The sequence below is a fragment of the Sulfuricurvum sp. genome, assembly GCF_023229695.1.
GTDB lineage: Bacteria > Campylobacterota > Campylobacteria > Campylobacterales > Sulfurimonadaceae > Sulfuricurvum.
On the sequence record NZ_JALNYS010000011.1, the window covers coordinates 84,042 to 108,024 of the forward strand.

25 protein-coding genes are annotated in these 23,983 nt (G+C 41.8%); 20 read left to right on the forward strand and 5 right to left on the reverse strand.

Annotated elements, in window-relative coordinates; all coding sequences use genetic code 11:
• Positions 1 to 47: 47 nt before the first annotated feature.
• Genes rfbF through M0P91_RS09515 form a run of 16 tightly spaced genes read left to right on the forward strand, consistent with a single transcriptional unit; the run spans position 48 to position 15,083 of the window.
• Positions 48 to 821, forward strand: a complete 774-nt coding sequence (gene rfbF, locus M0P91_RS09445; RefSeq protein WP_295066570.1) for a glucose-1-phosphate cytidylyltransferase — start codon at positions 48 to 50, stop codon at positions 819 to 821.
• Positions 806 to 1,918: a CDP-glucose 4,6-dehydratase gene (gene rfbG / locus M0P91_RS09450; RefSeq protein WP_295066571.1), complete on the forward strand. Its 1,113-nt coding sequence runs from the start codon at positions 806 to 808 to the stop codon at positions 1,916 to 1,918. Before rfbF ends, rfbG begins: the two co-directional genes overlap by 16 nt.
• Positions 1,915 to 3,717 carry a thiamine pyrophosphate-binding protein gene (locus tag M0P91_RS09455; RefSeq protein ID WP_295066572.1) on the forward strand — a complete coding sequence of 601 codons (1,803 nt, stop codon included), beginning with the start codon at positions 1,915 to 1,917 and terminating at the stop codon, positions 3,715 to 3,717. Before rfbG ends, M0P91_RS09455 begins: the two co-directional genes overlap by 4 nt.
• Positions 3,710 to 4,378 (forward strand): SDR family oxidoreductase, encoded by a 669-nt coding sequence (locus M0P91_RS09460; RefSeq protein WP_295066574.1) that lies wholly within the window; start codon positions 3,710 to 3,712, stop codon positions 4,376 to 4,378. Before M0P91_RS09455 ends, M0P91_RS09460 begins: the two co-directional genes overlap by 8 nt.
• Complete coding sequence (locus M0P91_RS09465) at positions 4,375 to 5,460, forward strand: AroB-related putative sugar phosphate phospholyase (cyclizing) (protein WP_295066576.1); 1,086 nt, start codon at positions 4,375 to 4,377, stop codon at positions 5,458 to 5,460. Before M0P91_RS09460 ends, M0P91_RS09465 begins: the two co-directional genes overlap by 4 nt.
• Positions 5,457 to 6,242 carry an aldolase/citrate lyase family protein gene (locus M0P91_RS09470; RefSeq protein WP_295066578.1) on the forward strand — a complete coding sequence of 262 codons (786 nt, stop codon included), beginning with the start codon at positions 5,457 to 5,459 and terminating at the stop codon, positions 6,240 to 6,242. The genes M0P91_RS09465 and M0P91_RS09470 overlap by 4 nt, the downstream gene beginning before the upstream one ends.
• 53 nt (positions 6,243 to 6,295) lie before the next feature.
• Positions 6,296 to 7,621: a hypothetical protein gene (locus tag M0P91_RS09475; RefSeq protein ID WP_295066580.1), complete on the forward strand. Its 1,326-nt coding sequence runs from the start codon at positions 6,296 to 6,298 to the stop codon at positions 7,619 to 7,621.
• Positions 7,622 to 7,643: 22 nt separating this feature from the next.
• Positions 7,644 to 8,351 carry an SDR family oxidoreductase gene (locus M0P91_RS09480; RefSeq protein WP_295066582.1) on the forward strand — a complete coding sequence of 236 codons (708 nt, stop codon included), beginning with the start codon at positions 7,644 to 7,646 and terminating at the stop codon, positions 8,349 to 8,351.
• Positions 8,348 to 9,433 carry an FAD-dependent oxidoreductase gene (locus tag M0P91_RS09485; RefSeq protein WP_295066584.1) on the forward strand — a complete coding sequence of 362 codons (1,086 nt, stop codon included), beginning with the start codon at positions 8,348 to 8,350 and terminating at the stop codon, positions 9,431 to 9,433. The genes M0P91_RS09480 and M0P91_RS09485 overlap by 4 nt, the downstream gene beginning before the upstream one ends.
• A gap of 10 nt (positions 9,434 to 9,443) precedes the next feature.
• Positions 9,444 to 10,418, forward strand: a complete 975-nt coding sequence (locus M0P91_RS09490) for a glycosyltransferase family 2 protein (RefSeq protein ID WP_295066586.1) — start codon at positions 9,444 to 9,446, stop codon at positions 10,416 to 10,418.
• Positions 10,408 to 10,788 (forward strand): GtrA family protein, encoded by a 381-nt coding sequence (locus M0P91_RS15170; RefSeq protein ID WP_366934076.1) that lies wholly within the window; start codon positions 10,408 to 10,410, stop codon positions 10,786 to 10,788. Before M0P91_RS09490 ends, M0P91_RS15170 begins: the two co-directional genes overlap by 11 nt.
• Complete coding sequence (locus M0P91_RS09495; RefSeq protein ID WP_295066588.1) at positions 10,785 to 10,907, forward strand: NAD-dependent epimerase/dehydratase family protein; 123 nt, start codon at positions 10,785 to 10,787, stop codon at positions 10,905 to 10,907. The genes M0P91_RS15170 and M0P91_RS09495 overlap by 4 nt, the downstream gene beginning before the upstream one ends.
• Complete coding sequence (locus tag M0P91_RS09500) at positions 10,904 to 11,917, forward strand: PDDEXK nuclease domain-containing protein (protein ID WP_295066590.1); 1,014 nt, start codon at positions 10,904 to 10,906, stop codon at positions 11,915 to 11,917. Before M0P91_RS09495 ends, M0P91_RS09500 begins: the two co-directional genes overlap by 4 nt.
• Positions 11,914 to 12,849, forward strand: a complete 936-nt coding sequence (locus M0P91_RS09505) for an NAD(P)-dependent oxidoreductase (protein ID WP_295066592.1) — start codon at positions 11,914 to 11,916, stop codon at positions 12,847 to 12,849. The genes M0P91_RS09500 and M0P91_RS09505 overlap by 4 nt, the downstream gene beginning before the upstream one ends.
• Positions 12,846 to 14,177, forward strand: a complete 1,332-nt coding sequence (gene rfbH, locus M0P91_RS09510) for a lipopolysaccharide biosynthesis protein RfbH (protein ID WP_295066594.1) — start codon at positions 12,846 to 12,848, stop codon at positions 14,175 to 14,177. Before M0P91_RS09505 ends, rfbH begins: the two co-directional genes overlap by 4 nt.
• A gap of 3 nt (positions 14,178 to 14,180) precedes the next feature.
• Positions 14,181 to 15,083, forward strand: a complete 903-nt coding sequence (locus M0P91_RS09515; protein WP_295066596.1) for a hypothetical protein — start codon at positions 14,181 to 14,183, stop codon at positions 15,081 to 15,083.
• Here M0P91_RS09515 and M0P91_RS09520 read toward each other — a convergent pair.
• The 3 genes from M0P91_RS09520 to M0P91_RS09530 are packed head-to-tail and all read right to left on the reverse strand — an operon-like array spanning position 15,080 to position 17,747.
• Positions 15,080 to 15,934, reverse strand: coding sequence for a glycosyltransferase (locus M0P91_RS09520; protein WP_295066598.1), 855 nt, complete (start codon positions 15,932 to 15,934; stop codon positions 15,080 to 15,082). The genes M0P91_RS09515 and M0P91_RS09520 overlap by 4 nt on opposite strands.
• Entirely contained in the window at positions 15,931 to 16,689 is a 759-nt protein-coding gene (locus M0P91_RS09525; protein ID WP_295066600.1) for a nucleotidyltransferase family protein, read from the reverse strand. Before M0P91_RS09525 ends, M0P91_RS09520 begins: the two co-directional genes overlap by 4 nt.
• A 35-nt stretch (positions 16,690 to 16,724) precedes the next feature.
• Positions 16,725 to 17,747, reverse strand: coding sequence for a glycosyltransferase family 9 protein (locus tag M0P91_RS09530; RefSeq protein WP_295066602.1), 1,023 nt, complete (start codon positions 17,745 to 17,747; stop codon positions 16,725 to 16,727).
• A gap of 115 nt (positions 17,748 to 17,862) precedes the next feature.
• On the opposite strand from M0P91_RS09530, the gene M0P91_RS09535 reads away from it, so the two are divergent.
• The 4 genes from M0P91_RS09535 (at position 17,863) to mtnA (ending at position 22,602) form a co-directional block, all read left to right on the forward strand.
• Positions 17,863 to 18,264, forward strand: coding sequence for a hypothetical protein (locus tag M0P91_RS09535; RefSeq protein WP_295066604.1), 402 nt, complete (start codon positions 17,863 to 17,865; stop codon positions 18,262 to 18,264).
• A gap of 81 nt (positions 18,265 to 18,345) precedes the next feature.
• On the forward strand, positions 18,346 to 20,301 hold the full coding sequence (locus M0P91_RS09540) for a bifunctional aldolase/short-chain dehydrogenase (RefSeq protein WP_295066606.1): 1,956 nt from the start codon (positions 18,346 to 18,348) through the stop codon (positions 20,299 to 20,301).
• 10 nt (positions 20,302 to 20,311) lie between these two features.
• Positions 20,312 to 21,529, forward strand: a complete 1,218-nt coding sequence (gene mtnK / locus M0P91_RS09545; RefSeq protein ID WP_295066608.1) for an S-methyl-5-thioribose kinase — start codon at positions 20,312 to 20,314, stop codon at positions 21,527 to 21,529.
• Entirely contained in the window at positions 21,526 to 22,602 is a 1,077-nt protein-coding gene (gene mtnA, locus M0P91_RS09550) for an S-methyl-5-thioribose-1-phosphate isomerase (protein ID WP_295066610.1), read from the forward strand. The genes mtnK and mtnA overlap by 4 nt, the downstream gene beginning before the upstream one ends.
• A gap of 146 nt (positions 22,603 to 22,748) precedes the next feature.
• Here the strand turns inward: mtnA and M0P91_RS09555 are convergent, their stop codons facing one another.
• Complete coding sequence (locus tag M0P91_RS09555) at positions 22,749 to 23,357, reverse strand: hypothetical protein (RefSeq protein WP_295066612.1); 609 nt, start codon at positions 23,355 to 23,357, stop codon at positions 22,749 to 22,751.
• A 13-nt stretch (positions 23,358 to 23,370) separates the two neighbouring features.
• On the reverse strand, positions 23,371 to 23,655 hold the full coding sequence (locus M0P91_RS09560; RefSeq protein WP_295066614.1) for a hypothetical protein: 285 nt from the start codon (positions 23,653 to 23,655) through the stop codon (positions 23,371 to 23,373).
• Between the last annotated feature and the right edge of the window lie 328 nt (positions 23,656 to 23,983).

The following is a 23,983-nucleotide window of genomic DNA, read 5'->3' on the forward strand; positions in this document are numbered from 1 at the left end:
ATTAGGATGAATATATTATAACTTTTAAGATAAAAAAGGATTGACCCATGAAAGTAGTACTCCTGGCCGGCGGATACGGGACCCGTATCTCCGAAGAGACCGATTTGAAACCCAAACCGATGGTAGAGATCGGGGGCAAACCGATCCTTTGGCATATCATGAAGATGTACTCTGCCCACGGTTTTAACGATTTTGTGATCCTTCTGGGATACAAGAGCTATTACATCAAAGAGTATTTTGCCAACTATTTTCTCCACCAGAGTGATATTACGATCAACCTTCAGACCAACGAAATGGAAGTGCACAACAACAGCAGTGAGCCGTGGAAAGTGACCCTCGCCGAAACGGGCTTGGATACGATGACGGGGGGTCGGATCAAAAGGGCAGAGAACTATATCGGAAACGAGCCCTTTTTGCTCACCTACGGAGACGGAGTGGCCGACGTGAATATTGCCGAGACGGTGGCCTTTCATAAACAACACGGCAAGGCACTGACAATGACGGCGATTCAGCCCGAGGCCCGTTTCGGGAATCTCGATATTCAGGAGAATATGAGCGTTGCCAACTTCGTAGAGAAACCGAAGACCGAAGGGGGATGGATCAACGGAGGGTTCTTTGTCTGCGAACCGAAAGTGTTTGAGTATCTAAGTGCCGATGAATCGTGTATCTTTGAACAGACACCGCTTCAGAATCTGGCCAAAGACGGGGAACTGGTTGCCTATAAACATTACGGATTCTGGCAATGTATGGATACTCTTCGAGATAACCAGAAACTGAACAAGATGTGGCATGACAACAATGCGGTATGGAAGGTTTGGTGATGGAGAATCTTTTCGGAGGGGTTTACCGCGACAAAACGGTTCTCTTGACCGGGCATACGGGCTTTAAAGGCTCCTGGCTCGCACTCTGGCTGAAGAGGATGGGTGCAAATGTGATCGGCTATTCGCTTCGGGCCCCTACGGAACCAAACCATATTTCTCTTCTGAACCTTGATATGGTTTCTGTTATCGGAGATATTCGGGATTTAGAGAAGCTGAATCAGACCTTTGCGGCCCATAAACCCGATATCGTGTTTCATCTGGCCGCCCAGCCGCTGGTACGCCTTTCGTATGAAAATCCGATCGAAACGTACGAGACCAATGTGATCGGAACGCTAAAAGTGTTTGAAGCGTGCCGGGCTCACGGGGTCAAGGCCATCGTCAACATCACCAGCGACAAAGCGTACGAGAACAAAGAGTGGGTATGGGGATACCGCGAAAACGACCCGATGGGGGGGTATGACCCCTACAGCTCATCCAAAGGGTGCGCCGATTTGTTGGCCAATTCCTACCGAAGTTCTTATTTCAACCCTGCGGAGTATAAAAAAACCCATCATACCCTTTTGGCCTCGTGCCGTGCGGGGAATGTGATCGGCGGCGGCGACTGGGCAAAAGACCGGCTGATGACGGATATTATGCTATCAGTTTCACAGGATAAAAAAGTGAGTATCCGCAATCCGTACGCAACCCGCCCGTGGCAGCATGTTCTAGAGCCCCTTAGCGGATATCTCGCAATCGGGCAAAAACTTCTAGAAGAGAGGGTCGAATTTGCGGAAGCGTGGAATTTCGGCCCCAGTGATGAGGGGAGTATTACGGTCGAAGAGGTTGTCCGTAATGTTAAAAAGCACTGGAAAAAAATCGATTACGAGATTACCCGTGACCCGAACCAGCCGCACGAAGCCAATTTGTTAAAACTCGATTGTTCCAAAGCCCATATCCGTCTCAAATGGAAAGATGTCTGGGAGAGCGATACGACGTTTGAAAAAACAGTGCTGTGGTACAAGAATTTTTATGAGAATAATACCGTTGACACGATTGATGATTTGAATCAGTATGTTGCCGATGCGAAAAAAAGAAATTTAGAATGGAGTTTAGGGTGAAAATCAGAGTCGCAGATTACATGGCTAAGTTTTTGGCTGTTCATAACGATACGGCAAAAACTGTTTTTTTGGTTTCAGGCGGCGGAAACATGCACATTATCGACGGGATCGGTAAAAATCCGGCTTTAACGTACGTGTGCAACCATCATGAGCAAGCGTGTGCGATTGCGGCAGAGGGATACGCTCGTATATCCAATAAAATCGGTATCGCCATTGTGACAACCGGTCCCGGGGGGACAAATGCCATTACGGGAGTGATGGGTGCATGGACAGATTCGATCCCGATGCTGATTATCTCCGGTCAGGTTAAATTTGAAACGACGATTGCTTCTCAACCGGAACTCAATCTCCGTCAGATCGGTGATCAGGAGATCAATATCGTTGATATTGTCAAACCGATTACCAAATACGCGGTGATGGTAACCGATAAAAATGATATTCGTCGTTATCTCGAAGAAGCTGTCTACCTTGCCAAACATGGCCGTCCCGGCCCCGTGTGGATTGATGTACCGCTGGATATTCAAGGCGCAATGGTCGAAGAGGATGATTTAAAAGGGTTTACCCCTCTTGATGAACCTGTATATGATTGCCAAATTTCAGCAGTGATCGATGCCCTGAAAAATGCAAAGCGTCCGGTCATTATTGCAGGCAATGGGATTACGTTGTCGGATGGAGTAGACGAATTTAGACAGTTAGCTGCTCGATTAAACATTCCTGTTATCGGGACATTTGCTCGCTATGATATTGCCAAAGACGATGATCCCTTTTATTTTGGACGTTCTGGATCATTAGGACATCGTGCCGGAAATTTTGTGGTGCAAAACAGTGATTTGATTGTTGCAATCGGTGCAAGGCTCAATATTCGTGTTGTTAGTTATAACTGGGAGTTTTTTGCCCGTGAAGCAAAGAAAATTGTGGTTGACATCGATCCAAATGAGTTGAAAAAGCATACAGTAGAGATTGATATACCGGTTGAAGCGGATGCGAAAGTTTTTTGTAGCGAATTATTAGAAGCGACTACTTTTGCTAAATTACCATCATACGACGAATGGTTTGACCAATGTAATCGCTATCGCCATGATTTTCCTACAATTACAACTGAGCGTCAGAGTGTTACTGAAGTGGTAGATGCGTATAATTTTTATGATGTTTTCTCAAACGTTTCGAGAGATAATGATATTTTTGTTTTTGGAAACGGTACGGCATGTGTCGCATCGTACCAGAGCTTGCGTCTACGTAAAAATCAAAAAGTTGTGGTCAATTCCGGTTGTGCCTCTATGGGGTATGATCTCCCAGCTGCAATCGGTGCGTGTTACGCCAATAATCAACGCGATGTTATTTGTGTAACAGGAGACGGCAGTCTCCAGATGAATATTCAAGAGCTTCAGACGATCGTCCATAATCAACTTCCGATCAAACTCTTTATCCTTAACAATGACGGATACATATCGATTCGCAATACGCAGGGCGGTTTTTTCAAAGGACATTATGTCGGATCAACTCATGAAAGTGGAGTAAGCTGTCCGGATACGATTAAAATAGCTCAGGCATATGGACTTCCGGCGTACAGAATCGAGAATCAAAATAATCTTGCTGATGATGTTGCGAATATCCTTCGTATGCAAGGTCCGGTCGTGTGTGAAGTAATGCTCAGCCCAACGGAAAAAATGGAACCAAAACTCTCTTCTGAAGCGAAACCGGATGGGCGAATGATCTCTAAACCATTGGAGGATATGTTTCCATTTTTAGATCGAGAAACATTTAAAGCCAATATGCTTGTAAAGATGATTGATGAGTAAGTTGACGGTACTGATCACAGGTGCGTCAAAGGGTATCGGAAAGGCAATTGCCGATCTCTTGAAGGAAAGCAGTACTACGTATGATCTATTGACTCCGTCTCATTATGATCTTGATCTCTCCTGCCGAGAGTCTATTCGTACCTATTGTCAAAAGCATCCCAACATTGATATTCTGATTAATAATGCCGGAATCAATATCCTCGGTGCAGTTGATAGCATAAGTGACAGTGACATGGATGTTATGTTGGGGACCAATCTTATCGGCCCTCTCGCCTTGATCCGAGAGGTGGTTCCGGCGATGAAAAACGGGGGATACGGGAAAATAGTCAATATCAGTTCAATCTGGGGTATACGCTCCAAAGAGAACAGGAGCTTGTATTCGGCTACGAAGTTTGCCCTTAACGGAGTAACAAAAGCGTTGGCACGGGAACTTGGGGGGTATAATATTCTTGTCAATTCGGTGTGTCCCGGGTATGTGAATACTGAACTAACCCAAAAAAATGTCCCCCAAGAGGAACAGACCAAGATCAAAGCTACAATCCCTTTGGGGCGTTTTGCCGAACCCGATGAGATCGCACGGACGGTTGCTTTTTTAATTTCCCGGAACAATAGCTATATCACCGGACAAACCATCATTATCGACGGAGGATTTTTGGCATGAGAGAACTTCAGATACAATCCAATATTAAAAATTATACGGTCTCATTTGAGGAGAGTTTTGATTTTTTAGCATCGTTAGGCGAGATTGAACACCGATCCATTATTATTGATCGCAATGTTGCGGCCTTTTATCATGAAGTACTTCATGCGGTTTTTTCACAGGAAGAGATTATTTTATTGGATGCTGTGGAAGAGAATAAAACGCTCGAGTATGCCGGAATACTGATTGAGCAGATGATTGCACAGGCCGCCAAGAAAAACTTGACCCTTATTTCGATCGGAGGGGGGATCACTCAGGATGTGACCGGTTTTATCGCATCTACGTTGTATCGCGGAGTGAATTGGATTTTTATCCCGACAACATTTTTGGCACAGACGGACAGTTGCATCGGCAGTAAAACATCGATCAATTTCAAATCGTATAAAAATTTGCTGGGGACGTTTTATCCACCGTCTAAAATATATGTTAATCCGGTATTCCTTCAGACTTTAACCCCGCTTGATTTTTACAGCGGTATCGGTGAAACGATTAAGTTTCAGCTGATGAAAGAAGAGGAGACGAAAGATTTTGATCAGATTGTTGAAATCGTTGAACGGGCGAAACAAGACCGTACCCGATTGTTGCCGCTGATCGAAGAGAATATGGGTGTCAAGCTCTCTTATATGGAAGGGGATGAATTTGATCAGGGACGACGGAATCTCCTCAATTACGGACATTGTTTCGGTCATGCGCTGGAAACGGTAACCGAGTATTATGTACCGCACGGTATCGCGGTGACGGTGGGAATGATTTTTGCCAATGCGATCTCGTTAGGGCGCGGTATAATGGAGAGCGATTTTTTTGACCGTTTAAATCAAAATCTGTTTCTCCCGAATATACCGCTTTCTTTGGAAAATAGCCATTTTGACTCGGAACGTTTGTTGATGGCGATGAAAAATGATAAAAAGCGTATTGGTAAGGCATTGACGGTGATACTTCCGGATGTAACCTTTTCAATGCAGAAAGCGGACGATGTGAGGGAAGAAGAGTTTGATCAGGCATTGGATATAACCATGAAACTTTTAATAGGGAGAACACTATGAATATTATCGAACGGGAAATGGTCGAAGTCTTAAAAACACTTCGGGATGAATACGGTGTTTTTGAAATCAAGGCGGAATTCGAAGCCGAAGGGAGCCGTATCGAAGAGATGATGCGGCTCAAAGATATCACGTCCAGAATTGATTTGCCGATCATTCTGAAAATAGGGGGAGTTGAGGCCATTACCGATATTTATAACGGCCTTTCGATCGGAGTAAAAGGGATTATCGCGCCGATGGCGGAAACCCCTTTTGCCGTCTCAAAGTTTTTAAATTCCATCGAAACGTTTGTCGCCAAAGATAACCGTGAAGATATCGATTTTGCGATTAATATCGAAACGCAGACTGCGTATGATAACCTTGATGCAATTTTTGCCCTGAATAGTATTCCATTGCTCACCGGTATTACGGTAGGACGGGTTGACCTTGTCGGTTCCATGGGATATGACCGCAGCAAAGTCGACGGTGAAGAAATTTCCGAAATGTGCCGGAATATTTTTAAAAAAGCTCGGGAAAAAAATCTCAAGACAGGTCTGGGAGGAGCAATCTCTACCGGCTCTATCCCTTTGATTGCATCACTGAGAGATGAGGGTCTAATTGACAAATACGAAACACGGAAAGTCGTTTTTGCGGCAGAAGCGATTCGGCATCATCCTGAAAAAGGGATCTTAAAAGCGATTGAATTCGAACTTCTGTGGTTGAAAAGCAAACGCCGTTATTACTCGGGTATTAAAGCGGAGGATGATCAGCGTATCGAGATGTTGGAAAAACGTTTAAAAAAATAATTATTACTTGATTATGATATAATTATAAATAACAGAATTGCAAAAAGGTTTCCATGAATGTAGTTATTAAAGTGAATAGAGTAGAATTATTTTTATTTGCTATTATATTTTTCACCCTTTTAAATGGTTTCTTTAACTCATTAGCAGTCTCGTATGGATTTAATGAATACTCAATATCAAGTTTTCTCTTTGATTCGAGAGACTTACATGCAGATTTGATAAAGTTTTCACTATCGTTTATACAGCATGAAAATATACAAAATATTTCTGAATGGCCGACGTTATATCAAGAATACTTTTATAATAATCCATACGGAGGGTTAGAATCTATAAAAAGTGGTATATTAACAAATATGCATCTACCACCATTAGCTGTAAATTTTTCAATTGCATGTGCTAAAATTTTAAAATACTTTGGTCCTAATTTTCTCTTAATACTTTTTTATTGCTTTGTTATATTAAGTATTTTTCTATTATCAAGACTCCTAGAAAATCAAAAAAAATCAATATTATTCTTTATAATAATGATGTTTTCATATCCAGTTCTTTTTATACTAACCAGAGGGCATATATTTTCATTTATAGTAAGTATTCTTACAATATTTTTCTTTTTGAACATTATTCAAAGAAAAAATATCCTACTTCCAATCCTATTATTAGCTATTATTTGTAATTTTCGACCAAATGCTTTAATTTTAAGTATTCTATTTCTTGTTTATGGTTATAAAGAAGGATCGAAAGGTCTAATTTTATTTTTCTTCCTTTCAGTGAGTATTTTTTATCTAAATTTGATCCTTGCTCATCAATTATATAATGATTATACTTTTGATAATTTCATTACCGCAGTAGGAATTTATTATGAATTATATGTAATAGGCAATGGTGGGCTTCTATTTAATAATTCATTATACGGAGCCTTAAAAATAGTAATACTGGCTCTTTCTAAATTAGGTTCTTTTGATTTAAATACTGCATTCGTGTATGCTAATTATATTTCTTTAGTTATCAATATAATCTTGCTTACTCTTTCCACTTATTTATACATAAAACAAAAATCACTTAATATATTCGAATTTATTTTTATTGTGGCAACAGTTTATGTACTTTCTTCTTCTATATTCGTTTCTTACTACTTATTTTTCTTTTTCTTTTTCTTACTGATTCCATTTAAATATCCTAATATAAATTATTCCAATAAATTTTTAAACATTATTCTTTTCACTTCAGTTTTTGTGCTTGTTCCAAAAAATTATTTTCATGTCCATTCTATTTCTTTTGAAGTAGTTCTCAATCCTTTAATTATGACATTAGCCATCCTTTATATTTTAATTAAATCATTTTTAAATAATACCAATCTAAATAATAATTCAGTGAACTAATATAGTCATAGAAAGATACATTATGCAGGAAAATAAAAAAAAGATTTTTTTAGTATCGGGTGTTACATCAGGAATGGGATTGGCATTCTGCAATTTGCTTCAATTAGAAGGGCATGATGTTATTCCTATTGTACGTGATAAAACAAAGCTTGTAAATAGTGAAAAATATCAGAATATTCTAGAATGTGATTATAGCGATTCTGCGCAGATTGATCATATTTTTAAAAACTTTGATTTTGAGATTGATGCATTTGTTAATTTTGCAGCAGTATTGCCAGGGAAATCGATATTTGAGCAAGCATATGAAGGGTTACAAGATCTCTTTAATATTAATGTCATAACTCCAATATTGATTATTAAAAATCTTAAAAATCGAATCAAAAAAGGTGGGAGTATTATTCTAATAGGATCTATTTCAGGACAAAAAGGCAGCTTTGATGATCCTTATGCTGCCAGTAAAGGTGCTATCCACTCCCTTGTAAAGTCACTTGCCCTCAAGTTTGCCCCTGATATTAGAGTTGTCGGTATCGCACCCGGAATAACAGATAATACGGGTATGACTAATAATTTGATTCCTGGATTGTATGAGCAAAATATTGAAAAGGTACCTCTTAAATGTGCAGGAAAACCCGAAGATATAGCAAAAATTGCTTTAATGCTAACAAGTGAAAGTGCGCAATTTATTACTGGAAGTATAATAGATATTAATGGCGGACAATACTTGAGATGAAGTATTATGATATAGCAGTTATTGGAGCAGGTTTTTTTGGTCTAAGAGTTGCCCTTTTTTTTGCTAAAAAAGGAAAAAATATTATTATTTTGGAGAGTGAAAGTGAGGCATTTAAACGTGCATCACTTATCAATCAGGCAAGAGTACATAATGGATATCATTATCCAAGAAGCTATCCTACAGCACTAAGCTCACATAACCATTATAAAAAATTCTGTGAAGAATACAGTGATTGTATAAATACTAATTTTAAAAAAATCTATGCAATTGCTAAAAAGAATTCTTATGTCAACAGTGTGCAATTTGAAAAATTTTGTGAAAATATAGAGATACCATTAGAAAAGCCAAGTGCAAAAATCAGTAGTTTATTTTCGGCTGATTTAATCGAAAATCTTTATTTAGTTGATGAAGTTGCTTTTGATGCTAATAAAATGCAAAAAACTCTTTTAGAAGAACTATGCAAGTTTAATAACGTCGAAATAGTTTTTAATGCTAAAGTTCATCGATTGTCTGTTGAAGGTAAGCTTGCAAGATTAGAAACAAAAAACTTTCAATATATGGCTAAAAAAGTTTTTAATGCAACCTATGCGGGGATCAATGAATTATTGTCTAAAAGTCAGTATGAAATATTGGATTTTAAGTTAGAGTTGACTGAAATAGCATTAATTAGTCCGCCGGAAGAGCTTAAAAAACTCGGTATAACAGTTATGGATGGTCAATATTTTTCTACAATGCCTTATCCGGCTTTTGATTGCCATTCATTGACACATGTAAGGTATACCCCTCATGCGCATTGGTATGAAAAAGAGAAGAGTTTAAATACGTATGCTATAGCCGATAAAGAGCATAAAAGTAAATGGAAATATATGGTAAATGATGCTCGGCGGTATTTACCTAGTATAGACAAATCGGAATATCTTGGGTCTAAATTCACCATTAAAGCGATTGTATCGCGTAATGAAGCAAATGATGGTAGACCTATAGTTATCAAAGAACATGTGCAAGAACCATTAATAGTGACGATTCTAGGCTCTAAAATTGATAATATATATGATTTAGAAAATTATATAAAAAAATATTAAAGGAATAAGTATGAAGAAGGATATTATTGTCTCTATAGTAGCACCAGTATACAATGAAGAAGCATGTATAGAGGCATACATTAATGAAACTATTCAAGTTTTGCAAGCGCATTATTTGAATTATGAACTGGTATTGGTTGATGACGGTTCTCTTGATCACTCAGTAGAGCTTATAAAAACAATGCAACAGAAGACTGAAAATATTCGATTGATATCTTTATCTAGAAATTATGGACGTGAAATTGCAATGACTGCAGGACTGGAAGGTTCTATTGGAGATTATGTTATTTTGATGGATTCAGACTTGCAAGATCCACCTAGTTTAATCCCAAGCTTAGTCGATAAAGCTCTTCAAGGATATGATGTGGTTTATGCTGCGCGTACAAGTAGAGAAGGAGAAGGTTTTATAAAAAAAGTATCATCTAAATATTTTTATAAAATAGCATCAAATATGAGTGGCTTTGATATACCTGAAGATGCTGGAGATTATAGAGTATTTAGTCGAAAAGTTGTGAACTCTTTAAATCAGCTAAAAGAACAAAATAGATATATGAAGATGTTATATGCCTATGTTGGATTTAAAGTGACAAAATTGCCGTTTGACAGAAATAGACGGTTTGCAGGAGAAACAAAATATAATTATTCAAAATTAGTAAATGCGTCACTGGACGCGATTATCAGTTTCTCAAATAAACCACTTCGTATTGTCTCTCTGTTTAGTATTATATTGAGTTTTATCCTTTTCCTGACGGCTACAGGAATTTTCATTTATAAGATTATAGATGCTGAAAAAATTGCGGAAGGTTGGGCATCCATGATGGTCCTGATGAGTTTAATGTTCTCAATCCTCTTTGTATTCTTGGCTGTTATATCTGAGTACATCGGGCGAGTACTCGTGGAAACAAAAAATCGACCTTTGTATTATATAAAAGAAGAAACCAATAGCTCGGTACTGCAAAAGGAAAATATTATAGATGATTTATAAGTATATAGGGGTTGGTCTTATAAATACTGGAATCTCATTTCTTGTTATTTTATTGTTTTTTAAATTTTTTGAGTTTAAGTATGGAATAGCATATTTTATGGGTTATGTTATTGCATTAATCAATAGTTTTTTTATGAATAAAAGATACACTTTCCAAAGTAATGGGCATTGGAAAAAAGAATTTAAAAATTTCATTATAGTATTTATTATCGCGTATAGTATCAGTCATATTTTTTTATATTTAATGGTTGAATGGCTAAACATTGGAGTCATAATAAGTATCATAATATCAATGATGATCTATACTTTTATTGGATACTTTTTAAACAAAAATATTGTTTTTAGCGCAATATCAAAGGCAAAAATATGAATATCCTTATCATCGGTGCAAATGGGTTTATTGGCAAACATCTATGCGAGTATTTCACCAAAAACAGCACCTACACACTGTTGACTCTTAGTAGTAAAGAGCTAAAGGTATTGATGTGAATATAGAGATATCAAGTCAAAAAAACTATAATGAACTTATTGTTCAAATAGGTAGTTTACTTGCTCTTGGTAGGGAAAAAGCAGCTTACAGTATTAATACTATTTTAGTTCAGACTTATTGGGAGATAGGTCGGTATATTGTAGAGTTTGAGCAAAATGGAAATGAAAAAGCTGAGTATGGAACACAACTTTTTGAGAGGCTTTCTCGTGATTTGACAACGACTTACGGCAAAGGTTTTGGAAGGTCGAATTTACTTTATATGAGAAAGCTTTATTTGACATTTCCAAAAAGTGGGACAGTGTCCCACAAATTGACTTGGAGTCATTATTACGAGATACTCAAATCTGATTCAGAACTAGAAATAAGCTTTTATGTGAAGCAAACAGAAAAAGAAAAATGGAGTGTTCGGGAGTTGAAACGACAAATGAAAAGTATGTTGTTCCATCGTTTGGCACTTAGTACCGATAAAGAGGGTGTGTTGAGATTGGCTAGTAATGGTCATGAAGTAGAACAGCCTGAGGATTTGATAAAAGACTCTTTTGTGCTAGAGTTTCTAAATATCCCTGAACAACATCATTATCTTGAAAGTGATTTGGAAGAGAAGCTTATTTCGAATCTACAACAATTTTTACTTGAACTTGGAAAAGGATTCGCATTTATTGGCAGACAATATCGTATGAGTATTGGTGGAAAGCATTTTAAAGTTGATTTACTTTTTTATCATCGAATCCTCAAATGCTTTGTATTGATAGACCTTAAACGAGGTGAAATAGACCATCAAGATATCGGACAAATGAATCTCTATCTTAATTATTTCAAAAAAGAAGAAGCTACGGAAGGTGACAATGAACCTGTAGGAATTATCTTAGGTGCATACAAAAATCATATTTTGGTAGAATATGCGACTGAAAGTATCACAAACAAAATACTTCTTGCAAAATATCAACTGTATTTGCCAAACAAAACACAACTTGAAAAAGCTTTAAATAAAATAATAGAGGAAGAATGAAAATGAAAATCCTCATCATCGGTGCCAACGGTTTTATCGGCAGACATTTGCAAAAGCACCTAGCAAACAATAGCCTCTATACCCTTTTGACTCCGGAGAGCAAAACCCTCGATATTTCCGACGAAGTCGCCGTCGATGCCTATATCGAGGAGACAAAACCCGATCTCATCATCAACTGCGCCAATCGCGGCGGCGGGCGGGACAGCACAAATGAAAACATCGTCCACGAAAATCTCCGTATGTTTTTCAATATTGTGAAACACTCGGATAAGGTTTCAAAAATCATCCATTTCGGCAGCGGTGCGGAATACGGCAAACATAAACCGATTCAAGATGCCAAAGAGGAAGATGCGAACAGCGCTATGCCGCTGGATGAGTACGGTTTTTACAAGTCAGTCTGTTCCAAATGTATCGAGCAAAGCGATAATAATCTGAATTTGAGAATTTTTGGCTGCTACGGTGAATATGAGAATTATCGGTTTAAATTTATCTCTAATGCTATTGTGAAAAATCTCTTACATTTGCCCATAACGATTCATAAAAATGTCTTTTTCGATTATATTTATGTGGAGGATTTGGTAAAAATCGTCGAGTATTTTCTCCATCATGAAACGGCACACAAGGTCTATAACGTGACGACGGGGAGAAAAATCGATCTGCTCTCCCTGGCCCGTTTGATCAATGAAACGGGCGACTTTACGTCGGAGATCAAAATCATCAATGAGGGGCTCAATAACGAATATACATCGGATAACAGCCGCTTGATGGATGAAATCGAAGATTTTGAATTTACTTCGCATCGAGAGGCGATTATACGGATGCGAAATTATTTTCGCTCCATTTTGCATCATATTGATCGGGAGAAAATAGAAGCAGACCCGTATTTACAATTATGCACTACATTTTGGAAACAATCGGAGGAGAAAGAATGACGCAACAAGAAGCACTGAAACAAGAGATTTTGGCCAAGACCAAAGAGTATTACGAACTGGTTCACAAACCGCAACAGGAAAAAGAGTTCGTAGCCGGAAAAAGCCGTGTCAATTATGCCGGACGTGTTTTCGATGAGAAAGAGATGGTCAATCTTGTCGACAGCAGCCTCGATTTTTGGCTCACCTACGGAAGCTATTCCAAAATATTTGAGAAAAAATTAGCCGAATATCTCGGAGTCCGATGGGCATTTTTGGTCAACAGCGGCAGTTCGGCCAACCTTCTTGCGTTTTACGCGTTGACTTCCCCTTTGCTCAAAGAGCGCCAAATCAAAAGAGGGGATGAAGTCATTACCGTTGCCGCCGGATTTCCGACGACGGTCGCCCCCATCGTACAATACGGTGCGGTTCCGGTGTTTGTGGATATGGAATTGACCCATTTTAACATCGATACGACACAGCTGGAGGCGGCACTGAGCCCCAAAACCAAAGCGGTGATGATCGCCCATACCCTCGGCAATCCGTTCGATCTGGGGGCGGTCAAAGCGTTTTGTACCCGGCACAACCTCTGGCTGATCGAAGACAACTGCGATGCGCTTGGCTCCACCTATGAGGGAAAACCCACCGGGACATGGGGAGATATCGGAACGAGCAGCTTTTACCCGCCGCACCATATGACAATGGGAGAAGGGGGAGCGACCTATACGGACAATCCGCTGCTGAAAAAGATAATGCTCTCCATGCGCGACTGGGGGCGTGACTGCTGGTGTGAAAGCGGCGTGGATAACACCTGCGGGGCCCGGTTTTCCCAAAGTTTCGGAAGTTTGCCGAAAGGGTACGATCACAAGTACGTCTACAGCCATTTCGGATTTAACCTCAAAGTCTCCGACATGCAAGCGGCGATCGGCGTGGCACAGCTGGAGAAATTTCCGGCGTTTGTCGAAAAACGGAAAGAGAACTTTGCCAAGCTCTATGAAGGGCTAACCGGGGTAGAGGGATTGATTTTAAATACCGCAACTCCCAACAGCGCTCCGAGCTGGTTCGGGTTTATGATTACGTTGAAAGAGGGGCTCTCTTTTACCCGCAATGATCTGGCGGAGCATTTGGAAAACGCCAATATCCAGACCCGCAACCTTTTCGCCGGGAATATGCTCCGCCATCCGATGTTTGATACGATGATTGAAGGGGTCGATTACCGTGTTGTCGGTGATCTGGCTCATACCGACAAAATCATGAACGACAGTTTGTGGATCGGCCTCTATCCGGGGATGGGTGACGAAGCGATCGCCTATATGATCGACGTGATTAAAACCTACGTTCAAACCGTCTGAAGTATGAAATTCATTATTGTCGCACCGGGATACGATGATAACGCCGGCGGGACGGTCGTTCTTCACCAGCTGTGCGACAGGCTGAACAAACTGGGGTATGCAGCCTCTCTTTGGCCGATCCATAAGCCCGTTTTTGATAGGAAAAATCTGTTCAAAACACTCTACCGCTTTATCCGCTATTTCCGTAAAACACTCAAATACGGATATCAAAAAAATCCCCTTCTCGATACGCCGGATACCTCCGCTGACGATCTGAAGGGGGGAACCGTCGTCTATCCCGAAGTTGTCCTCGGCAACCCTCTGAACGCGCGGCATACGGTTCGGTGGCTTTTGCATAAACCGGGTTTCAACAACGGCGGGAAAATCGAGTTCGGTGCTGACGATCTGTTCTTCTTTTACGATCGGGCATTTGATGATCATTGCTATAACCCGTTTCCGGAGAACCTTTTGCATATCGTTTCCCAACGCTCCGCCGTATATCGGGTGACCAATACGGGGGAAAGGGAGGGGAGCTGCTATCTGCTTCGAAAAGGGTATAAGCGAACGATGCTCCACGATACGGCCGATTCCATCCTGATCGACGGATTATCGCATGAAGAGATGGCAAAGGTCTTTAATGCGGTTGAATATTGCCTCTTTTACGATACCTATACCATGTATACCGTTTATGCCGCGATGTGCGGCTGTATCCCCATCGTTATCCCCGAAACGGGGGTGAGCAAGGAGGAGTGGCAGCCGAATGAAGAGAACCGTTACGGGATTGCCTACGGGTTTGGGGATCGTGCGTATGCGATTGAGACGCGTCCTTTGCTTCTGGAGCGATTGGAAAAACAGGAGAGAGAATCGGACGAATCGGTAGAGCGGTTTGTCCAAAAGTGCAAAGAGTACTGGGAGATCGAAAATTAGATTTTGACAATTCCATTTTTACAGACAAAAGCATTTTCAGCACGGTGTTTTTCCATAATCGCTTTGTTGACATCCCCTTCGATCGCACTGAACCGTTTAGGATGGTACAAATGGATGATGTTCGCATTGTTCCGGCACGATTTGAGCTCGATCCCCATTCCCCGAAAACGCCAGCTCGGATCGACATCTTCCCCCTCGGCAGGAAGACGGTAGGTCTCGTCAAATCCGTTGATAGTCAAAAAATCCTCTTTGTAGCATGACCAGTTGCACCCGATAATGTGCCGGACGTAGCGTCTGTGGATCAAACGGCTGATCAGCTTGTGCGATTTGAAGTAGAGGCCATCTTCGGGATGCCTTGCGTCGTCTTTGACCATGGAGGGGAGATACCGGAGAAAGTTTTTTTCGATATCGGCCAGTTTGAGCTCATGGCGTTTCACTTTGTCGGTGAAGGTCGGACCCAGTTCAAACCGCTTGCCGCACAGGACGATCTTTTTTCGGGCATTTTCGACATGGGCCTGGATAAAGGTGGTGTAGGGGACACAGTCTCCGTCGATGAAAACGAGGTATTCGTGACGCGCGGCTTTGATCGCATTGTTCATTGCCCTATTCTTGCGCCACCCCTCATCGGCTTGCGTCAGATGGAGCAGATGGGGAAAGCGGTTTTTCTGCGTTGCGATAAAATCGTCCATCTCCTGCGAATTACCGTCTTCGGAGACGATGATCTCATCGGGAAGCAAGGTTTGGTTTTTCAGACTGTCTAATATAAATCCAAGTGCTTCGGTATCTTTATAAACGGAGATAATGATAGTGGTTTTAGGATAAGACGATACCTTGGCCTTGGTTGATGTCATAAGGAAGCCTTTTGGTTCATATAATGGTTTTTTAAATGATTGTATATTTCAATAATAATCGTTTTTTGATTCAGAATACTATTGATGGCTTGACTCATTTCTTCTGGTTCGTCGTCATATTGGTGGGATATTTCATTACGAATTTTTCGCAACATCAACCATTCTTTTGTACTGGGCAATAATCCAAATTTTTCGAGTTTATTTAGAGTGTCGATAAAGGAAAGATTTTGGGTATTTTCTTCGTATTGAGACAAAATAAGTCGAAACAATTTGTCCCCCATCGTATCTTGAAGCTTCGCAAATCGAAAGAGATATTGATCTATTGCTTGAACTTGTGATTCGCTCAAATTTGGATAAGCAGTGGCGCTGATGGGTGAAAATTCTTTGATGCTCTTATAGGCTTGCTCTATTCGTAAAATATGTTTTTCACACTCGTTTAGATATTTTTCGATGATCAAAGTATCCGTATTCAACTGTATTCCTTTATTTTTAGCTTCTTGCTCTATGGGACGTGTGCTATCTCGATGAAAGACAACGTCAATTTTTTGTTCACCGATTAGCGATTCGAGGAGAAGTAAAAACTGAATCTTTTTTTCAGATAAATGATCAGAGTTTTCGGTCTCGATATAGAGATCAATATCGCCCCCCTTCTTCTGATCGTCAACACGGCTTCCAAAGAGATAGATATTGCCAGTCTTGAAAATTTGACGAAAGGCACTTAAAATGGAGCGATGCTCAAACTCTGACAATCTCATTAATCATTTTTCCTAAAAAGCATATTTGAAGAATTTTATACAATCTTCGCTGATTTTAACGATGCCAAAACGGCTTCGGGGGTGATGTTCCCCATACAGATATTGTCGGTGCACCGTTTCATCGTTTCCGTTTTGTAGCACGGTGAGCAGGGAAGATGCAGCGAGATGGGATAGACGGCATTGGTTTTGCTCTGATACGGACTGTCGGTGAGGGGATTATTCGGCCCCATCAGGACAAAGGTCGGGGTGCCGACTGCCGCACCGATATGTCCGGTCGCCGAATCGGTACAGATCAGGGCTTTGCTCTTTTGGACGGTGGTAATCAGTTCGGGAATCGAGAGCTGTCCCACCATATCGATGAGGGTAGCGGGATAGGGCTTCAATGCATCGAAAAACGACTCTTCTCCGCGTGCTCCGACAAGGATGAGCGGAGTCTGCTGAGCGAGTGCCGCCATGAGTGAACGCCAGTGTCCGGAGGGCCATGCCCGGTAGTTGAGCCCCTTTTTTTGGTTATGGGAGTTGCTGGGGGCGATGACGATCGCATTGTCGGGAAGTTGGATTTTGCGATTCAAATCGCTTTTTGAAACGCCGATGAGGTGAGGCTGCGCTGCGGACAAACGGGCGGGATCAATCACATCACGGTAATAGAGCTTGGTCGCTTCGGCGCGGTTGATTGCAGAAACCGGTTCGGCGGTTTCTGTAATCCCCATCCCGGTTTTTTGGGTTGCGTGAATGGCGTTGATCAGGCTTTTAAACTGTTTTCCGAATTCGAGTGAAATCAACAGGTCATACGGATGTTGCTGCGAATGGCGGATGATGGCACGTTTTTGAGGACTGAGCCAAATGGGGAATTTTTTGTGCCGGAGGTGGAATACCTGATGGATGCGGGTGTCATATTCGAAAAGTTTAGCAGTACCGGGAGTCGTGATGAAATCGATTACGATATCCTCTCCGTATTCTTGTCGCAATGCGTCAATAACGCCGGTTGCGTACACCAGATCTCCCAATGCGCCGCACCGCAAGATTAGCGCACGCTTTACATCCGTTAGAATAGCCATCCACACCCTTTTTTCACTGCTCTGATAATGCTTGAATTAATCGTCACAATTATAGTAGAAACAAATTATAGACTGGTTTAAAGAACTTTAACGATTGTTACGCAATACTTTTGGCATGAAAATATTAATTATTGATCGAATCGGTTTTCAGCTTCAAACACGGAAAATGTTGCTGGAAGAGGAATCGGAATGCAGTGTGGATTCGGCTTCGAGTGTGGGAGAGGTTTTTATCGCCTTTAACAAAGGGGAATACGATGTCGTAATCATCGATCACGGGATTGAAAACGGCGAAGTTTTATTCCATCATCTCCTCGGCATTGATCCCGGCCAGCCGATCCTGGTGGTCAGCGATGCGATCCATTGCGTTATCAGCCGATGCGAAGATTGCGTAAAGCGCCATACAATTCGGCGTCTTTATAATCCGGTTGCGATTGAGACGATTGTCCGGACGGTGAAAGGGATGAAACTGCTCAAATGCGATCACTACGATGAGGAGACCAATAAGATCGGGCAGTAGCCCCTTTATTTTTGACTCCTTGAGTGTTTTCGAAGAGGGAAATGGATAGAATTGATCCATTATTATTATCGGGGTTTGTGCATGATAAGTTTATGGAATGACGCGGAAGCAAAAGCTTTTGAGAGTGATTTAGAGTTGAGAGTCTATTCGTCCCGTCTTTTGGGAAAAAGCAGTGACCTTGTACTCCACGGCGGCGGGAATACCTCGGTCAAATCAACGGTGATCAATATATTCGGCGAAGCCGAAGAGATACTCTACGTCAAAGGGAGCGGCTGGGATCTGGCCACCATCGAAGCCCCCGGATTTGCCCCGGTAAAGATGGAGGTGCTTTTAAAACTGGCGGCGCTTGAGACGCTCAGCGATACCGATATGGTAAGCTATCAGCGTTCCGCGATGATTGATCCGGGAGCTCCGACCCCTTCGATCGAAGCGATTTTGCATGCGATTTTGCCGTTTAAATACGTCGATCATACCCATGCCGATGCGGTAGTTGCCCTGACCAATACGCCGGGCAGTGAAGCCCTTATCAAAGAACTGTACGGGGAGAGTATCATTATCGTCCCGTACGTCATGCCGGGCTTTATCCTCTCACAAGAGATTGCCCGTGCGATCGAAGGGAGGGATCTCTCTCAAATTGACGGTCTTATTCTGATGCATCACGGTGTCTTCAGTTTTGATGATTCGGCCAAAAAAAGCTATGAAAAGATGATTAAACTGGTCACGATTGCGGAGGAGTTTAACGCAACCCGCAAGCAGCCGTTGCAGCCAAAGCCAAGCAGTGCCGTTACCCCCCTTCAGATGGCTCAGATACGCTCAAAACTCTCAAAAGTCAGCGGAAATCCGATGGTAGCCCGATTGGATCGCGGGGAACTCAGCCGCGCATTTATGGGGCACAAAGAGGTAGAACGTATTTCTACGACGGGACCGTTGACTCCCGATCATGTTATACGTACCAAAAAGAACGGTGCGGTGATCTCTACCCCTGAAGATATCGAGTCGTATGCGGCAGAGTATAAAGCTTATTTTAATCGCCACAACGACGGTACATTGACGATGCTGAATCCTGCTCCTATGTGGGGTGTCTGGAGAGATGTCGGGAGCCTCTCTTTCGGCAGTAGTGCTAAAGAGGTCGGGATTATCAGCGATATCAAAGAGCATACGATGGAGTCGATTCTGACCGCAGAATCGATTAAACAGTATATTGCCCTCCCTGAAAATGAGATATTCAAGATGGAGTATTGGGAGCTGGAACAGGCAAAATTGAAAAAAAGCAGTTCTAAGCCGCCGTTTCAAGGGAGAGTGGCGCTGGTCACCGGAGCGGCCAGCGGCATCGGAAAAGCGTGCGCTTTGGCGTTTGCCGATGCCGGAGCCGCAGTTATCGCACTCGATATCAATCCGGATATCGCAACGATGTTTAAAAGCAGTGCCATTTTAGGGATTAAATGTGACCTGACCGATGCCGATCAGATCGATCGGGCCATTGCTGAGGGGGTCTTTACTTTCGGAGGGATTGACGTTTTGGTCAATAATGCGGGATATTTCCCGGAGAATGCCAATATTGAAGAGATTGATTCTCAGACGTGGTTAAAAAGCATGGCAATCAATCTGACCGCACAGCAGGTGATGACCACGAAAGTAATTCCGTTTCTCAAAGAGGGGATTAATCCGGCGATCGTTTTTATCGTTTCCAAAAACGTTCCGGCACCGGGAAAAGGGGCAAGTGCTTATTCGGTGGCAAAAAGCGGAGTGGCGCAGCTGGCCCGTATCGCCGCACTGGAACTGGCACCGAAAATCCGTGTCAATATGCTTCATCCCGACGCGGTATTTGATACGGGGCTATGGACCCAGGAACTGCTCGAAAAACGTGCTCACCATTATGGAATGAGTGTACAGGAATATAAAACGCGCAATCTCCTTCAAGCAGAGATCACGTCGCGTGACGTCGCCGATTTGGCCGTTGCGATGGCGAGCGAACTGTTTGGTGCCGTAACGGGTGCACAGGTGGCGATTGACGGCGGCAGCGACCGTATCATTTAGGGATCAGGAGATGGAGTACACCATTTTAGATAACGATAAAGTGAGAGGCTATATCCAAGATACCCCGGAGTTGATGGCCATTTTGGGGGAGGGAGAATTGAGTATCCAAGAGGTAGGCGACGGCAATCTAAACTACGTCTATATTGTCGAGTCTTCCAAAAGCAAAATCATCCTCAAACAAGCCGTACCGTATCTTCGCATTGCCGGCGAAGGGTGGCCCCTTTCGCGCGAGCGGATGAATTATGAGATACGGGCCCTGAGCTATTTTCGCGAAATTGCCCCTTCTTTTATCCCGACGATTTATCATGCCAACGAAGAAATGAGCGTGGTGGCGTTGCGCTTTTTAGAAAATCATATCATTATGCGTCGCGGGCTGATGGAGGGGATCAGATACCCAAAATTTGCCGAGCAGATTACTGATTTTTTGGCGGCCTCCCTCTTGAAAAGTTCATCGCTTTATCTGAGCAGCGAATCCAAACGCGCCTTGATGGACCGGTTTAACACCAATACGCAATTGTGCAAAATTAGCGAAGATTTTATTTTTACTTTCCCGTATATGGAGCATGATTCCAACAACATCAATCCGAAAATGGTTTCAGTGCAAAAAGAACTCCAAAACGACACCGAATTCAAAGTGCAGATGCTGAAACTCAAATATCTTTTTATGAATCAAAGCGATGCATTGCTTCACGGTGACCTTCATACCGGATCGATAATGCTAAATAAGGATGAGACGTATGTGATCGATCCCGAATTCGCTTTTTTCGGCCCGTTCGGATTTGATATCGGAGCGCTCATCGCCAATTTGCTCCAATCGTATGTTTCCCATTTTGAGCGGACTAGGGACAGTGATTATCAGCAATGGCTGTTGGAGACGGTGGAAGCAATTTTTGTTAAATTTGAAGCCAAGTTTCTTGACCACTGGAACCGTACGGATGAGAGCGCCTTGATAGCGCATGGGTATGCCGATGAAGCGGTATTGGCTTCTTTTCAAAAGCAGTTTATGGAGATGATATTCCGCCAGTCAGTTGGATTTGCCGGTGCGAAGATGGCCCGCCGCCTATTTGGGATTGCCGGGGTTGAGGATATTACGGGGATCGACGATCCCGATGCACGTGCACGGGTAGAGAAAAAATCACTGGCTATCGCAAAGCGTTTTGTCAAAGAGTATGAAAAAATCGGAAATGTAAAAGAATTGATCGGAATGATTAAACAGGAGAGCGAATGAACGGTATCTATAAAGCACTGTGGCTTAATGAAGAGGGTGATCTTGAAGTGATCGATCAAACCCTGCTGCCGCACGTCGAGACGACCAAAGTGTTGAAAACGTGTGAAGATGCTACGTTGGCCATTGCCGATATGACGGTACGCGGAGCGGGTGTTATAGGATCCGTCGCGGCATTTGGCGTTTATCTGGCGGTGCGTCAGACCAAAATACTAGACAGTGAGTTCAATGCAAAAGTACAAGCGCTCAAAGATGCCCGTCCTACGGCGGTCAATCTTCAATGGGCGGTTGAACTGATGGTGGAGCGGTTACGCAATGCAAGCGGCGATCTGGTAGTCAAAGCCAAAGAAGAAGCGATCGCACTCAATAATGACGAAGCTGAAAAAAGCCTCGAAATTGCGCGTTTGGGAGCCGATCTCATTGAAGCGATCGCCAAGCGGGAGAACCGAAAGGTGAATATTCTCACCCATTGCAATGCCGGATGGCTTGCTGTGATTGATATGGGAACGGCATTGGCACCGATCTATGAGGCGAAACGAAGAGGGATAGATCTGCACGTCTGGGTGGATGAAACACGTCCGAGAAATCAAGGGGCAAACCTGACAGCGTGGGAACTGGGACAAGACGGAGTAGAGCATACGATCATTGCCGACAATACGGGCGGGCATTTGATGCAGCACGGAATGGTTGATATTGTATTTGTAGGGGCTGATCGGGTAAGCCGGCAGGGAGATGTCGCCAATAAAATCGGAACGTATCTCAAGGCGTTGGCGGCTCATGCACATAGTGTCCCGTTTTATGTCGCTTTTCCTACGTCGACATTTGATTTTGAGGTGATTGACGGGGTAAAAGATATCCCCATAGAGACCCGTAGCGAGGATGAGGTCCGTTATATGGTCGGTTTGCATGAAAATGGCAATGTCGAAAAGGTACTAGTAGTTCCGCAGGGGTCACGTGCGCTGAATTACGGATTTGATGTCACCCCGAACCGCTATATCACCGGACTTATTACGGAAAGAGGAATTGTAGACGCGGATCTGTTAAAAATAGAAGAGCTGTTTGAAGATTTGATTTAAGGGTGGCTCCGGATACTGGATTCAATTTATATTAAGGTAAAAAACTACAAACGACCATTTTTAGGGCTTTTGTGACTCTATCAGTTTTCAAAAATTAGGTAAAAATAGTCATTTTTGGGCACGATTTGGGCACAGTAAATTATAGCCTAACGTAAAACATCATTAATCTTTTGAGATAATTCAGTTGTAAAGTTAATTCGTTCAGCATTTACAATTTCAGTTAACGGAAGCGCGAAATTACCCGTTGAAGACTCAACCATTATTATATTTTTTTTGTCTCTAAAGTATTCAATATTCGTAATACCATAAATATGCAGCTTGCTTAATTTTAATTGAGGGGTATTTTTATATTGTATTGCTGGGTCAATTTGCTTTTTTGGTTCTAAATTTGGTGCAGTGGCTTGTATTGCTTGTTGTGCTACTTGTTTTGATTCAAAAATCGCACAATAATCTTTTTTGTAATAAACAGGAATTTTTTTTATAATTTGCTCACATGCGATTCCTAAAGTGAGTTGTTGATGTTTTAAATACTCTTCATTTGCTCTAGCTTCTTCTTCTGGTGAACTAAATATGCTCCTATCAAGTTTCTTTCCTAGTTCTTTACAATAAGTATCATACCTAAAATAGTTACTATGAGATATATCATAATAGCTTTCTTTATAATCACTATATAAGCTATCACAACTATAGTCATATATATAAGACCTAGCATACAGTGAAGATACAGCAATTGTCGCCAAGATTATTTTTTTCATTATTTTCGCCTTTTTATTTATTTTCTACTACGGAATCGCGTCCGATGTCATTTGTATGTAAATTGCCATCAGCCCTTTTATAAAAAGATACTGTATGTCCTAATGATGAATAGCCACTATCAGTAAAACTTAAATTTTCCGATTCTCCATATTGACTCAATGCGCCGAATAATTCTTCTTCACCATACCATTCATCACCAGAGCCGAATTTTATTTTGTACTCTCCTGGAGGAACTTTGGCTGATAATTCCTCACCAGCCCTGATGAAAAATTTGGCAATAGTTTTGTCACCTCTCATACTGTCGCAAAGTTTTACATAGTAATTTTCATTATCTGCAATAAGAGTAAAAGGACACGTTGCAGATTCTTGGGTGTACGTAGTTGAGAGTATAGATGTTAATGGTGTCGGTAATGGTTTAGGAGCTTGAAAAACAGGTTGTTCAATATTTTGAGTTAAAGTAGTGTCTGAGGCTTTGGCTGAATGGTGTTTACTTTCTTTAGGGCACCTCTAAAAACCCACCTCAAAAGCAGATAAGCACCAATTCGATAAAATAAAGATATATATGTCAGAGAACGGAGAGGTTTGGGATGAGCAAAAAGCTGCGAGGGTTGTTTGATTATGAATA

What these genes read in the sequence shown, in the direction of transcription:
- M0P91_RS09490 (WP_295066586.1), top strand. Translation starts at nt 9,444, where the DNA reads ATGAAGAAGGATATTATTGTCTCTATAGTAGCACCAGTATACAATGAA.
- M0P91_RS09470 (WP_295066578.1), top strand. Translation starts at nt 5,457, where the DNA reads ATGAATATTATCGAACGGGAAATGGTCGAAGTCTTAAAAACACTTCGG.
- M0P91_RS09520 (WP_295066598.1), bottom strand. Translation starts at nt 15,934, where the DNA reads ATGACATCAACCAAGGCCAAGGTATCGTCTTATCCTAAAACCACTATC.
- M0P91_RS09475 (WP_295066580.1), top strand. Translation starts at nt 6,296, where the DNA reads ATGAATGTAGTTATTAAAGTGAATAGAGTAGAATTATTTTTATTTGCT.
- M0P91_RS09515 (WP_295066596.1), top strand. Translation starts at nt 14,181, where the DNA reads ATGAAATTCATTATTGTCGCACCGGGATACGATGATAACGCCGGCGGG.
- M0P91_RS15170 (WP_366934076.1), top strand. Translation starts at nt 10,408, where the DNA reads ATGATTTATAAGTATATAGGGGTTGGTCTTATAAATACTGGAATCTCA.
- M0P91_RS09480 (WP_295066582.1), top strand. Translation starts at nt 7,644, where the DNA reads ATGCAGGAAAATAAAAAAAAGATTTTTTTAGTATCGGGTGTTACATCA.
- M0P91_RS09535 (WP_295066604.1), top strand. Translation starts at nt 17,863, where the DNA reads ATGAAAATATTAATTATTGATCGAATCGGTTTTCAGCTTCAAACACGG.
- M0P91_RS09465 (WP_295066576.1), top strand. Translation starts at nt 4,375, where the DNA reads ATGAGAGAACTTCAGATACAATCCAATATTAAAAATTATACGGTCTCA.
- M0P91_RS09530 (WP_295066602.1), bottom strand. Translation starts at nt 17,747, where the DNA reads ATGGCTATTCTAACGGATGTAAAGCGTGCGCTAATCTTGCGGTGCGGC.
- mtnA (WP_295066610.1), top strand. Translation starts at nt 21,526, where the DNA reads ATGAACGGTATCTATAAAGCACTGTGGCTTAATGAAGAGGGTGATCTT.
- mtnK (WP_295066608.1), top strand. Translation starts at nt 20,312, where the DNA reads ATGGAGTACACCATTTTAGATAACGATAAAGTGAGAGGCTATATCCAA.
- M0P91_RS09485 (WP_295066584.1), top strand. Translation starts at nt 8,348, where the DNA reads ATGAAGTATTATGATATAGCAGTTATTGGAGCAGGTTTTTTTGGTCTA.
- M0P91_RS09495 (WP_295066588.1), top strand. Translation starts at nt 10,785, where the DNA reads ATGAATATCCTTATCATCGGTGCAAATGGGTTTATTGGCAAACATCTA.
- M0P91_RS09505 (WP_295066592.1), top strand. Translation starts at nt 11,914, where the DNA reads ATGAAAATGAAAATCCTCATCATCGGTGCCAACGGTTTTATCGGCAGA.
- M0P91_RS09555 (WP_295066612.1), bottom strand. Translation starts at nt 23,357, where the DNA reads ATGAAAAAAATAATCTTGGCGACAATTGCTGTATCTTCACTGTATGCT.
- M0P91_RS09525 (WP_295066600.1), bottom strand. Translation starts at nt 16,689, where the DNA reads ATGAGATTGTCAGAGTTTGAGCATCGCTCCATTTTAAGTGCCTTTCGT.
- rfbF (WP_295066570.1), top strand. Translation starts at nt 48, where the DNA reads ATGAAAGTAGTACTCCTGGCCGGCGGATACGGGACCCGTATCTCCGAA.
- M0P91_RS09540 (WP_295066606.1), top strand. Translation starts at nt 18,346, where the DNA reads ATGATAAGTTTATGGAATGACGCGGAAGCAAAAGCTTTTGAGAGTGAT.
- M0P91_RS09460 (WP_295066574.1), top strand. Translation starts at nt 3,710, where the DNA reads ATGAGTAAGTTGACGGTACTGATCACAGGTGCGTCAAAGGGTATCGGA.
- rfbH (WP_295066594.1), top strand. Translation starts at nt 12,846, where the DNA reads ATGACGCAACAAGAAGCACTGAAACAAGAGATTTTGGCCAAGACCAAA.
- rfbG (WP_295066571.1), top strand. Translation starts at nt 806, where the DNA reads ATGGAAGGTTTGGTGATGGAGAATCTTTTCGGAGGGGTTTACCGCGAC.
- M0P91_RS09560 (WP_295066614.1), bottom strand. Translation starts at nt 23,655, where the DNA reads ATGAGAGGTGACAAAACTATTGCCAAATTTTTCATCAGGGCTGGTGAG.